We start from the raw sequence: 12,595 nt of genomic DNA, 5'->3' as shown, positions 1-12,595 counted from the left end.
GGGAGGGTCAGTTCACGAGCGCCGGGGCCGGCGCCGTGCTGTCCCGGACGATGAGGTCACCTGAGAGGTGGACTGTGTTCGCCGGGCGGGCCGGATCTGCGATCCGCTCGGTGAGGAGGCGGAGGGCGACGGCGCCCCCGCGTTCGTAGGGGGTGCTCACCGTGGTGAGCGCTGGCCGCGTGGTCGACGCGAGCCAGATGTCGTCGAACCCGATCACGCTGACATCTTGACCGGGCTTCACCCCGCGGTCCGCGAGGCGGTTGATGCAGCCGAACGCCATGAGGTCGTTGTGGGCAATGACGGCGGTGACCGGCTCGGCGAGGACGAGGTCCGCGGCGCGGACGCCCGCGGCGTAGGTCGGCTCCACGTGCGTGAGCACGACGAGAGTGCAGCCGTGGTGGTCCGCGGCTTCCTCTGCGGCAGCCAGGCGCACGCGGCTCGAGTAGTTGTCCTCCCAGCTCGCGAGGTACGCGATGCTGCGGTGGCCGAGCGCGGCGAGGTGTTCGACGGCCTGCCGCGCGCCCTCCGGAGCAGAGAGGACGACGGCGGGAAGCCCGTCCGCGACGTGGTTGATGAGGACCACGGGGGAGACGGCGTCAAGGGCGCGGAGCCGCTCCGCGTCCATGCGGGGCGCGAAGACGAGTGCGCCGTCGACGCGGCCGATGATCCGCTCGAGCTCTTCGGCGTCCGCCTCGGGATCGTCCTCGCCGTCGACCACGAGCAGCGAGAGCGACTGGCGCCGGCACGCGGCCTGGATCGCCTTCACGAGCGGCGGGTAGAACGGGTTCGCGATGTCAGGGATGAAGAGCGCGACGGTTCCCGTGGCCTCGGCCTTCGGCGGAGCCGGGTTGTAGCCCAATTGCGTGGCGACGGACAGGATGCGCTCCCGCGTCTCGGCGTTGACCGAGTCGGGGCGGGTGAACGATCTGGACACGGTGGACTTCGAGACGCCGGCTGCCTGAGCGATTTCGGCAATGGTCGTCATCGGAACCTCCTTGTTCAGTCGCGCGAGCTGTGGTCGCCATCACAGCGACTGAACCAGAGTGACATCGTTTCTGCAACAAGTCAACGGGTTGCTGCAACACTCTCTACCCAGTGATCGATGAGCGCGTTGAGCTCCGCCTTACGCCGCTCGCTCGCGAAGGATGCCTCGACCGAGTTGCGGGCCAGGCGCTCGAGCGTCTCGTCGTGAAGCCCGAAGGCCTCGACGAGCCCCGCCAGATTGTCGCCGAGATGGCCGCCGAAGTACGCGGGATCGTCCGAGTTGACGGTTGCGAGGATTCCCTGGTCGAGGAGCTCCGCGATCGGGTGCTGCGCGAGATCCGAGACCACCGCGAGCCGCACGTTGGAGAACGGGCACACCGTGAGCGGGACGCGCTCGCGCCGCAGGCGGTCGATGAGCTCTGGGTCTTCGAGGGCGCGCACGCCGTGGTCGATCCTTTCGGCCCCGAGGAGGTCGAGCGCGTCCCAGACGTACGACGGCGGTCCCTCCTCGCCGGCGTGGGACACCCTGTGCAGGCCGAGCTCCTTCGCGCGGGCAAAGACGGGCACGAACAGCTCGGGCGGATACCCGACCTCGGCGGAGTCGAGGCCCACCGCGAGCAGGTCATCGGTGCGGTGGGCGAGGGACTCGAGCGTGTCCATCGCCTCCTGCACGGGCCGATCACGGAGGAACGACAGGATGAGCCCTCCCGTGATGCCCTTCTGCTCCGCGGCACGGAGCGCGTCGAGCAGGCCGTCGAGGACATCCTCGGCCTCGACGCCGCGGACCGTGTGCGCCTGGGCATCGAAGAAGATCTCCACGTGGCGGACGCCCTGCTCGTGCGCTCGCTGAAGGTATCGCTCGCCCAGGGCGCGGAAGTCGTCCCGCGTCCTCAGCACGGACATGCATTCGTAGTACAAGTTCAAGAACGACTGGAGGTCGTGGAACCGGTAGCGGCTGCTGAGGTCCTCGAGAGACTCGAACGGCACCGAGACGCCGTTCCGCTCGGCCAATTCGAACACCATGTCCGGTTCGAGCGTGCCCTCGATGTGCAGGTGCAGCTCGGCGGTCGGGAGGCTCCGAATCCGGGCCAGGCGCTCGGCGCTCAGTCCGGGGTTCGCGTGATCTGCCGAGGGTGCCAAGGGTCCGCCTTCCGTGATGTGCCGCTCCCCATCGCCATGGCGGGCCACTGCGGCCCCGGCGTGGGCAGCCCGAGAGCTACCAGCTTCCCACGGCCGGGGCGCGGTCGGGTGCGGCCGGCGGGCTACCGGGCCGCGGCAACCTTCGGCGCTGCCGATGCCGCGTGCAGGGCCTCCGCCTCGTCGTCGATCTGCGCGAGCGTCTTGTGCGCGGTCTCCTTCGCCGTGAGTGCGGCGCCAGCCGCGATGAGGCACGCGATGATCGTGAACCAGGCCACGGGAACCCAGCCGTCGGCGCCCTTGCCGGCGATCGCGGCGGTGATCGTGGGGGCGAAGCCCGCGATCGCGAAGCCGACCTGCGTGCCGATCGCCATGCCGGAAAGGCGGACCTTCGTGGGGAACATCTCGGAGAAGAACGCCGGGAATATCCCGTTCTCAGCCATGTAGAGGATGCCGGACATGAGGATCGCGACGCCGAAGATCGCCGCGTAGTTGCCGCTCACGATCGCCGGCATGTAGAGGAACATGGCCGCGCCCGAGCCGAGGACGCCGATGATGAACACGGGCTTGCGGCCGATCCTGTCCGCGAGGAGCGCCCACAGCGGGATCGTCACGAGGGAGAGCAGGTTCGTCGTGACGCCGACCCAGAGCATGATGCCCTTGTCGAGGTGGACCGTGCTCGTCGCGAAGGCGAGGGCGTACACCCCGTAGATCGTGGAGACGGTCGAAACGAGTGCGCACAGGGCCACACGGATCACGGCCTTCCAGTGGTGCCGGAACAGGATCGCGAGCGGCGTCTTGGCGACCTCGTTGGACGCGGCCTCCTCCTTGAACACGGGCGTCTCGGTGAGGCGGGCGCGGATGATGAGGCCCGCGATGACCACGAGGGCGGAGATCCAGAACGGGACGCGCCAGCCCCACGTGAGCAGCTGGTCGTTCGGGAGTGCGGAGACCGGGATGAAGACGGCGGCCGCGAGGACCTGGCCGAACTGCGTGCCCGCGAGCGTGAAGCTCGTGAAGAAGCCGCGACGGTTCTCGGGGGAGTGCTCAAGCGACATCGACGTGCCGCCCGACTGCTCGCCGGAGGCGGAGAAGCCCTGCAGGAGGCGGAGCGCGACGAGGAGCACGGGGGCCCACACGCCGATCTGCGCGTAGGTGGGCAGGCAGCCCACGAGGAACGTCGAGATTCCCATCAGCAGGACGGTCCCGATGAGGACATTCTTCCGGCCGAACTTGTCGCCCCAGTGGCCCATGAAGAACGCGCCGATGGGCCGGGCCACGTAGCCGACGCCGAACGTCGCCATCGAGAGCAGGATGTCCACGCCGGGCGCCGCGTTCGGGAAGAAGATCTTGTTGAAGACGAGGGCGGCGGCGGTGCCGTAGATGAAGAAGTCGTAGTACTCGAGCGCACTGCCGACCCAGCTCGCGAGCGCGGCGCGGACCGGGGTCTTCTGCGGTGCAGCGGATGCTGTCGTCATGGGGGATTCCTTAGTTTCTGTGGTCAGTTCTGCGTCGATGCAGCGGGGGTTCGGGCGGGTGGGACGGGCTGAACAGATGGGGCAACGTCAACGACGCCGCCAGTCCGGGCGGCCTCGAGGACTGCCTGGACGACGCGAAGGGATTGGAGTCCGTCCCTTCCCGTGACGAGCGGCTCGGCCTCGCCGCGGACGACGGCGGCGAAATGCGCGAGCTGGGCCGCGAGCGGATCATGGCGTGCGACGGCGGCGACGCGGCTCTCGAAGGGCTCCCACCAGGAGGCGCTGCCCGCGTAGGTCCGGAGGCGCATCGTCGGGATGCCGAGGGAGCCGCGCGTTCCGGCGATGAGGTAGCAGTCCTGATCGTCGGCGTTCGAGTACGCGGGGTTCTCCCGCGAGGTCTGTTCCCACGAGGCGACGGCCGCCGCGGCATCGGAGAGCATGAACGTGCCGAGCGCTCCGTTGGCGAACGTGAGCGTCATCGCCACGGTGTCCTCGACCTCGAAGCCGCGCGCGGTGTTCGAGGCCGTGGCCTGCACCCTCACGATCTCGCCGCACAGCGCCCGGAGGCCGTCGGCCTCGTGGATGAGGTTGATGAGGATCGGGCCGCCGCCCGGCTGCTTGCGCCACGGCCCGGCGTCGAAGTAGTCGTCCGGCTTGCGGAAGAGGGCTGTGCCGACGACGGCGACGACCGCTCCCAGCCCGCCCTCGCCGATGATCCGGCGCGCCTCAGCGAGGAGGGGGCTGTGGCGACGGTGGTGCCCCACGAGGAGGGGAATGCCTGCGGCCTCGGCAGCAGCGACGAGCCGCTCGCCGTCGTCGGCCGTTTCGGCGATGGGCTTCTCGACCAGCACGGGCACGCCGGCCGCGATGCACTCGAGTCCGCCGGGCACGTGGAAGCGGTTCGGGCTCGCGAGGATCACGCCGTCCGGCCGCTGGGCGGCGAAGAGCTCGGCAACGCTCCCGAAGAGGGGAACGCCGTGCCGATCGGCGACGTCGCGGGCCGCAGGTGCTGGGTCGACGATCGCACTGAGCTCCGTCTCCGGGTTCTCGGCGATGCGGCGGACGTGCTCCTGCCCGATCAGACCGGAGCCGGCAACGGCGATCCGTACACAGCGTCGTGTGGTCATTGCTCCTGCTGGGGTTCGTGCGGATTGCGATTTATAACCGCATCGTGGAAGTTACTTTCGCGATACAAACGATAATCCTGTGCCTTGGCTCACAAGTCAAGCGCTATTTCCACAATCTGGTGAGCGTTGCCGCATTGTGGGAACTGTGGCACCATCGAGCTATGACCTCAATCACCTCGGATGAGATCCCGGCCGAGAAGCCCGCGAAGACTGACATGGTCGGCAAGGCCCTGAGCCTGCTCGTCATGCTCGGCGACACCCCGGGTGCCACAACGGCGGCCGATCTCTCGCGCCGCGCGGAGCTCCCGTTCAGCACCGCGTACCGGCTCCTGCAGTCGCTCCAGCGCGCGGGGTTCGTGGACTTCGAGGCCGAAGGGAAGAAGTACAGCCTTGGGCTGCGGGTCTTCCAGCTCGGCCTCTACGTCTCGAACAGCCTCGGGTATGCGGGCACGGCCACCCCGGTGCTCACCCGCCTCACCGAGAAGACCCAGGAGGCGAGCATCCTCGCCGTCCAGGACGAGGACCGCTTCCTCACGGTTGCGAAGGTCGACGGCCCCAGGGCGTTCCGCGTCACGAGCGATCCCGGCTACCGCGGCCACCTGCACTGCTCGGCGGTCGGGAAGGCGCTCGTCGCGTTCGCGGAGCCGGAGGAGCGCGAGCGCCTCGTCGAGACGCTCGAGCTCGTGCCCGTCGCGCCGAAGTCGATCACGGACCGCGACGAGTTTCGCGCCGAGATCGAGCGCATCCGCACGCAGGGCTACTCCCTCATGGACGAGGAGAACGAGGTGGGCATGCGCGCCGTCGCGGTGCCCGTCCTCGACGAGGACGGTCGCGCCATTGCCGCGATCGCGTGCTCCGCGCCCACGGTCCGCATGACGGCCGACGAGCTCGTCGCCCAGGTTCCGGCCCTCCAGGAGACCGCCGAGGAGCTCGCCGCCCGCCTCCCGCGGCACTGACGCAGGCCCTCCGCACGAGCGCGCCGTCCCCACAGCACCACCGCACCCACCCCGCCGCCACAAGAGCCACCCCGAAGGAACCGCGTTGAGCCTCACCCACGAGTCGTATCTGATCGGACTGATCGGCGACGGCGTCACCCCCTCCCTGACCCCTGCCATGCATGAGCGCGAGGGCGCCGAGCACGGCCTCCTCTACCTCTACCGGCCCATCGACCTCACGACGCTGGGCCTGCCCGCGGCCAGCGTCGGCGAGCTGGTCCGCGCCGCGCGGAACCTCGGCTTCAACGGGCTCAACATCACGCACCCGTGCAAGCAGCTCGTGATCGGGCACCTCGACGAGATCGACGACGACGCCGCTCGCCTGGGTGCCGTCAACACGGTCGTCATTCGCCCCGACGGCACGACCGTGGGGCACAACACGGACTGGTCGGGCTTCCTCAACGCCTTCCGCGCGGGCCTGCCCGACGCGGCGCTGGGCCGTGTGGTGCAGCTCGGAGCGGGAGGCGCGGGCTCCGCCGTCGCCTATGCCCTGCTCACGGCCGGCGTGGAGCACCTCAGCATCGTCGACGTCGACCACGCGCGCGCGGCCGACCGCGCCGCCGAACTCGCATCCCTTTTTCCGCAGTCCGTCATCGACGGGCGCACGACGGCGGAGCTCGCCTCCCTGCTCGAGGCGGCGGACGGCGTCGTCCATTGCACCCCGGTGGGGATGGCCGCGCACCCCGGCACCCCGTTCGACACCTCGCTGCTCGACCCACGGCAATGGGTTGCGGACATCGTGTACCGGCCCATCGAGACGCAGCTCGTGCGGGACGCCCGGGCGGCCGGGTGCCGCGTGCTCGACGGCGGGCGCATGGCCGTGGGCCAAGCCGTCGACGCCTTCCGCATCTTCACCGGCATCGAGCCGGACGCCGAACGGATGCGCGCGCACTTCCTCGAGCTCATCGAGCGCGAGGCTGCGTCGGAACCGGGCTCGGCGTCAACGCTCGCGGGCGCCGCGGGAGGCCGCTGATGCGCACCGGGATCGCGACGGTCTGCCTGTCCGGCACCCTCGAGGAGAAGCTGCGAGCCGCCGCGAAGGCGGGGTTCGGCGGCGTAGAGATCTTCGAGACCGACCTCGTCACATCGTCGCTGAGCCCGGAGCACGTGCGCCGCCTCGCCGACGACCTCGGGCTGGGCCTCGACCTGTACCAGCCGTTCCGCGACTTCGACTCCGTGCCGGACGAGCTCTACCGCGCCAACCTGCGCCGCGCCGACGCGAAGTTCAAGCTCATGGCACGGCTCGGAATCGACACGATCCTGGTCTGCAGCAACGTCGCCACTGCGAGCATCGACGACGACGCGCTGCGCGCCGAGCAGCTCCACGGCCTCGCCGAGCTCGCCGCCGACCGCGGCGTCAAGGTCGCCTACGAGGCGCTCGCGTGGGGCACGTACGTCAACGACTTCGAGCACGCGTGGCGCATCGTGGCGGACGCCGACCACCCCAGTCTCGGGACGTGCCTCGACACCTTCCACATCCTCTCGCGCGGCTGGGACACCGCGCCGATCGAGGGAATCCCCGGCGAGAAGATCTTCTTCGTCCAGGTGGCCGACGCGCCCAAGCTCTCCCTCGACGTGCTCAGCTGGAGCCGCCACTACCGCGTCTTCCCTGGGGAGGGACAGTTCGACCTGCCCAAGTTCCTCGGCCATGTAGCACGCACGGGCTACAACGGGCCGGTCTCGCTCGAGGTCTTCAACGACACGTTCCGGCAGTCCGACGTGGAGCGCAACGCGGTCGACGCCATGCGCTCGCTCATCTGGCTCGAGGAACGCACGGCGAAGCATCTCGCGGTGTCGGACGCGGCCCGGGCCGCGGGGCTGGGTGAGACGGCCGACGGCGCGGCCGCCACGGTGCCTTTGACACCCGCGCAGCTCGCCGCGGCGTCGCGCGCCTACCCGATGCCGCTCACGACGCTCCCGCAGGTTGCGCCGCCGTCGGGCCTCAACTTTGCAGAGGTCAAGTCGGCGGACGGGGGAGCGGCGACCGCCGAGCTCGAGCGGCTGCTCGGCCAGCTCGGCTTCGAGCCGCGCGGCGAGCACCGGACCAAGCCCGTGAGCCTGTGGACGCTCGGCGACGCGCGAATCGTGCTCAACCGGCAGCAGGCCCGCGGCGTGGAGCCCGGGATCTCCGCGCTCGGGTTCGACGTCGAGAACTCGGTGTCCGCCGTCGCCCGGGCCCTGCAGCTCAAGGCGGTGCCGGTGCCGCGCACGTCGCAGGCGAACGAGGAGGTGCTGCAGGCCGTCCAGGCGCCCGACGGCACCGAGGTCTTCCTGTGCCAGGACACGCTGTGGATGGAGGAGTTCGGCGAGTCCGGTCCGCCCGGTGGCGGGTCGCCTTCGGGCGGCGCACCCGACCCGGCTCCGCGCGCCGCTTCGCTTGACGCCGGCTCCGCAATCCCGACGCCGATGCCGACAACGCCGATGCCGACGACGCCGACGTCGCTGTCGGTCGCGCGGATCGACCACATCAATCTGGCGCAGCCCTGGCAGCACTATGACGAGGCCGTGCTGTTCTATTCGTCGGTGCTCGCGTTGAGCCCGCAGCCCTCGCAGGATGTGTCGAGCCCGGCCGGACTTGTGCGCTCGCAGGTCATGCAGACCGAGCTTGCCGCGGGGGACCGGGCCGTGCGGCTCGCACTCAATCTTGCGCCGTGGGTGCAGGCGGACAGCGTGCGGGGTACGGTGCGGGACACGTTCAAGGAACACATCGCGATCGTCGTCCCGGATCTCGTGGCGACGGCGCGGGCGTGCCGCGCGCGGAACCTGACCTTCCTCGCGATCCCGGAGAACTACTACGAGGATCTCGACGCGCGGTACGGGCTCAATCCCGAGTTCCTCGCGACGCTCCGCGAGCTCGACCTCCTGTACGACCGCGACGCCGACGGCGAGTTCCTGCACTTCTACACGGCCACCGTGGGGAACGTGTTCTTCGAAGTGGTCCAGCGGATCGACGGCTACGACGGCTTCGGCGCGGCCAACGCCCCCATCCGTCACGCGGTGCAGCACTCGGCCCAGCCCTAGACGTTTCGGGTACAGATAATCCGGTGGGGAGGCGTTTCGGGTACAGATAATCCGGTGGGGAGGCGTTTCGGGTACAGATAATCCGCGGGGGAGGCGTTTCGGGTACAGATAATTCCCGGTGGAGAGGGGCGCCTCGATCACGGGCTCTCCGGTGAATCTAGGTGAATCTGGTGAATCTCTTCTGATTTTGGGGCAGTCTTGCCAGACCCCGGTCAGGCGGAGGCGCGCGGGGCGAACATGATCACGGCGACGCCGAGCAAGCAGATGACGGCACCCGCGACATCCCAGCGGTCCGGGCGGAATCCGTCCACGACGACTCCCCAGAAGAGGGAGCCCGCCACGAAGACCCCACCGTATGCGGCCAGCACTCGGCCGAAATGCGCGTCTGGCTGGAACGTCGCGACAAAGCCATAGGCGCCAAGGGCGGCGATCCCAAGTCCGGCCCACCACCAGGGCTTCCCTTCTCGCACCGACTGCCAGACGAGCCAGGCTCCGCCGATTTCGGCGGCCGCCGCGAGGACAAACAGCGCGGAAGACTTGAGAATGTTCACGGCCCCATGATCCCAGCGCATCGGGGGAACCGGCCTCAGCGGCGTATTGGCGAGCGCGCGCCCGGAGTAGTCCTCGGGAGACGAACATCACACCATCAGACGAGCCACTTCGGGATTCGGCGTTGTCTGCCATCTTGCAGGATGTGTAAACTTGCAGAGTCTGCAAACTTAGGCAACCGAACAGGGCCTCATCGAGTTTGCCCCCTCTGAGAGATTCGGATTCCTTCTCATGTCCCATCCTGCGGCCGGTTCTACGGCGCGCGACGCGCGGAGCGCCGCTCCGTCCAGCCCGGTGATGACCCACCGGCAGATCCTCTTGGTCATCTACGGCCTCATGGCGGGGATGTTCCTCTCCTCCCTTGACCAGACCATCGTCGGTACCGCGATCCGTACTATCGGCGACGACCTCCACGGACTCGACCAGCAGGCCTGGGTCACCACGGCGTACCTCATCACTTCGACGATCGCGACGCCGATCTACGGCAAGCTCTCCGACATCTTCGGGCGCCGCCCGCTGTACATCTTCGGTCTCGGCGTCTTCATCGTCGGCTCGATGATGTCCTCGTTCTCGACCTCGATGCTCATGCTCGCCGGGTTCCGCGCGTTCCAGGGCATCGGCGCCGGCGCGCTCATGTCCCTCCCGCTCGCGATCATGGGCGACATCCTCGCCCCGCGCGAGCGCGCCAAGTACCAGGGCTACTTCCTCGCCGTCTTCGCGGTGTCGTCGGTGGTCGGCCCGCTCATTGGCGGGCTCTTCTCGGGGGCGAGCCAGATCCTCTTCATCTCCGGCTGGCGCTGGGTGTTCTTGGTCAACGTCCCGATCGGCCTCATCGCGCTCGGCATGGTGCTCGCGTTCCTGCACCTCCCCAAGTTCCATGACCGCACCACCTCCCGTATCGACTGGTGGGGCGCCACGTCCGTCATCGTGACGCTCGTTCCGCTCCTCCTCGTGGCCGAGCAGGGCCGGGAATGGGGCTGGGCCTCGGCCGGCTCGATCGCGTGCTACGCCATCGGCGCGATTGGCCTGATCGCCTTCATCATCATCGAGACGGCCATGAAGGACGATGCGATCATCCCGATCCGCCTCTTCCACAATTCCACCTTCTCGATGGCCACGGTGCTCGGCTTCCTGGTCGGCTTCGCGATGTTCGGCGCCATGCTCACGCTGCCGCTGTACCTCCAGCTCGTGACCGGCCTGAGCCCGACCGAGTCCGGCTTCGCGACCCTGCCCATGGTCGGCGGCCTCATGATCGCCTCGATCGTGTCCGGCCAGATCGTGGCCCGCACAGGCAAGTACCGGATCTTCCCGATCACGGGCACGCTCGTGACAGGCTTCGGCTACCTCGTGCTCACGTTCATGACCATCGACAAGCCGCTCTGGTTCCTCATGATCGCGATGTTCCTCATCGGTCTCGGACTCGGCCAGCTCATGCAGTCGCTCACGCTCGCCTCACAGAACTCGGTCACGCCGCAGGACATGGGCGTCGCGACGAGCTCCGCGACGTTCTTCCGCCAGATCGGTGGAACGCTCGGCACCGCGGTGCTGCTCTCGGTCCTGTTCGCGCTCATGCCCACGAACATCACCACCGCGATGCAGAACAAGGGCGATCTCACGAGCGCGCTCGACGCGGCCCTCACCCCGTCTGTCGCGACCGATCAGGCCAACGCGGGCATCATGCAGCAGATCTGGAACCCGATCGTCACCCCGATCAAGGCCCAGATCCAGTCGGGCCTCGACAAGGGCACGACCGCAGCAAAGCAGGCAGCCGACCAGGCCGTGACGCAGCAGGTGACCGCCGCCGTCCAGCAGCAGGTCGCCGCCGGTGCCATCCCGGCGTCGGCCGCGCCCTCGGTGATCGACCAGCAGTCGGCCGCAGCCAAGCCCGCCGCCGAGCAGAAGGCGCTCGCCGCTGCCGCGCAGCAGGCCGGAGCCTCGGTGGTCGACGGCCGCCTCGCGATCGACTACTCGAACCAGTCGCAGCGTTCCGCGATCGTCGACAAGGTGGTGCCCACCATGATCGACCAGCTCAAGAACGCCACGTCGTCGAACTCGTCCTCCTCGTCGTCGAGCACGTCGGACACCTCGTACCTCAAGGGTGCTGACGCCCGCCTCACGCGCCCGTTCATGACCGGCTTCAACTCCTCGGCCGTGAGCATCTACTGGGTGGGCCTCGGCGTGATCGCCCTCGCGTTCGTGCTCAGCTGGTTCTTCAAGACCCCGCCGCTCCGCCAGAGCTCCGCGCTCCAGGAGCAGGCGGACAAGCTCGGCACCGCCGACGACCTCGAGGCCTACGCGGTGGCAGCCGCCACGGACGCGGGGGCGCCGACGGCACCGGCCACCGGGCCGATTCGAGTCCACCGGCCGTAGCGTCGCGTGGGGTGCTCGCCGCCTGGCGGGCACCCCACCCTCGCGACCTGCATGACAGGAACCACCGTGAGCACCACCCCCACACCTCTCGCCGACAAGAACTGCTCGCTGCGAGAGCGCAAGAAGCTTCAGACCCGCCACGCGATCCACGACGCGGCGTACGAACTCGTCGTCGAACGCGGTCTGGCCCACGTCACCATCGCTGACATCTGCTCGAGGGCGACCATCTCCGAGCGCACGTTCTTCAACTACTTCCCGTCGAAGGCGGCGGCGACGCTCGGCCTCCCCGCGACGCTCCTCGCGATCGAGCACGAGCAGCGCTTCCTGCAGAGCAGCGGGCCCCTCGTCGACGATCTCTGCGAGCTCGTGGCCAACGTTTCGGGCGGCCCCGACGAGAATCTCCCGCGCCTCCGCGAACTCATGCGGCTCGAACCCGACCTGCTCGCCGCGCTGCACCAATGGACGTCCGGGGTGCGCGAGCGCGTCATCTACCTTGCCGAACAGCGGACCGCGCCGATCCAGGCGCGCCTCGCCGTCGCCCTCGTGTTCGCGGCACTCTTCCTCCACGCCGACAGCGTCTACACGACGCGCCCGGGGCGCCCCGCGCTCGAGGACCTGCGGGTCACGGTCTCGCGACTCTGCGCCGTGGCGGCGGAGTGACCGGACTGCCGACGGCCGGCCGCCTGGGCTGACGGTTGAACCAACCTCCGGCTTGAACGGACAGGCACCCACCCGCCGTCGTCCGTCGCCGTCGCCCGCCGCCGCGGCTCCGCGCCCCGCGCCAGCTCCGCGCCCCTTCGGAATCCGCTTGAGCTCAGGACTTCGAAGCAACGCTTGCGATGATTTCGGGGCATGAGCTGAGGAGTCGCATGGAGCGTAGGGAGCTGACCGCTGAGGATCGGCTGATGATCCAGGCCGGGATCGGGAAGCGGAT

Annotated in this window: 10 protein-coding genes; 5 read left to right on the top strand and 5 right to left on the bottom strand. The window is 69.0% G+C overall.

All coding sequences use genetic code 11. The annotated features are described in order from the left end of the window. Window positions 1-7: 7 nt before the first annotated feature. From E6A26_RS14925 to E6A26_RS14910, 4 genes are all read right to left on the bottom strand, one after another. On the bottom strand, window positions 8-985 hold the full coding sequence (locus tag E6A26_RS14925) for a LacI family DNA-binding transcriptional regulator (protein ID WP_136611998.1): 978 nt from the start codon (window positions 983-985) through the stop codon (window positions 8-10). A gap of 80 nt (window positions 986-1,065) precedes the next feature. Further along, the gene (locus tag E6A26_RS14920) at window positions 1,066-2,124 is read right to left on the bottom strand and encodes an adenosine deaminase (protein ID WP_234865548.1); all 1,059 of its coding nucleotides are present in this window, start codon (window positions 2,122-2,124) and stop codon (window positions 1,066-1,068) included. 122 nt (window positions 2,125-2,246) lie between these two features. Continuing rightward, a complete protein-coding gene (locus E6A26_RS14915) occupies window positions 2,247-3,599 on the bottom strand; it encodes an MFS transporter (protein WP_136611997.1) in 1,353 nt (450 codons plus the stop codon). A gap of 23 nt (window positions 3,600-3,622) precedes the next feature. Continuing rightward, a complete protein-coding gene (locus E6A26_RS14910; protein ID WP_136611996.1) occupies window positions 3,623-4,726 on the bottom strand; it encodes a Gfo/Idh/MocA family protein in 1,104 nt (367 codons plus the stop codon). 161 nt (window positions 4,727-4,887) lie between these two features. Between E6A26_RS14910 and E6A26_RS14905 the strand changes: the two genes are divergently transcribed. The 3 genes from E6A26_RS14905 (at window position 4,888) to E6A26_RS14895 (ending at window position 8,742) form a co-directional block, all read left to right on the top strand. Further along, complete coding sequence (locus E6A26_RS14905; RefSeq protein ID WP_234865547.1) at window positions 4,888-5,682, top strand: IclR family transcriptional regulator; 795 nt, start codon at window positions 4,888-4,890, stop codon at window positions 5,680-5,682. Between the two features lie 85 nt (window positions 5,683-5,767). Continuing rightward, a complete protein-coding gene (locus E6A26_RS14900) occupies window positions 5,768-6,694 on the top strand; it encodes a shikimate dehydrogenase (protein WP_136611995.1) in 927 nt (308 codons plus the stop codon). After that, complete coding sequence (locus E6A26_RS14895) at window positions 6,694-8,742, top strand: sugar phosphate isomerase/epimerase and 4-hydroxyphenylpyruvate domain-containing protein (protein ID WP_136611994.1); 2,049 nt, start codon at window positions 6,694-6,696, stop codon at window positions 8,740-8,742. Before E6A26_RS14900 ends, E6A26_RS14895 begins: the two co-directional genes overlap by 1 nt. Before the next feature lie 212 nt (window positions 8,743-8,954). Here E6A26_RS14895 and E6A26_RS14890 read toward each other — a convergent pair whose 3' ends face one another. Next, a complete protein-coding gene (locus tag E6A26_RS14890; RefSeq protein ID WP_136611993.1) occupies window positions 8,955-9,293 on the bottom strand; it encodes a YnfA family protein in 339 nt (112 codons plus the stop codon). A gap of 295 nt (window positions 9,294-9,588) precedes the next feature. On the opposite strand from E6A26_RS14890, the gene E6A26_RS14885 reads away from it, so the two are divergent. Next, on the top strand, window positions 9,589-11,661 hold the full coding sequence (locus E6A26_RS14885) for an MDR family MFS transporter (RefSeq protein ID WP_136611992.1): 2,073 nt from the start codon (window positions 9,589-9,591) through the stop codon (window positions 11,659-11,661). Between the two features lie 66 nt (window positions 11,662-11,727). Then, window positions 11,728-12,321: a TetR family transcriptional regulator gene (locus E6A26_RS17785; RefSeq protein ID WP_211129176.1), complete on the top strand. Its 594-nt coding sequence runs from the start codon at window positions 11,728-11,730 to the stop codon at window positions 12,319-12,321. The last annotated feature ends 274 nt before the right edge of the window (window positions 12,322-12,595 follow it).

Source organism: Sinomonas albida (assembly GCF_004919045.1).
In the GTDB taxonomy this organism is placed as follows: Bacteria; Actinomycetota; Actinomycetes; order Actinomycetales; family Micrococcaceae; genus Sinomonas; species Sinomonas albida.
Note: the sequence above shows the minus strand (reverse complement) of the source record. Positions and strands in the feature narration are given on the sequence as shown.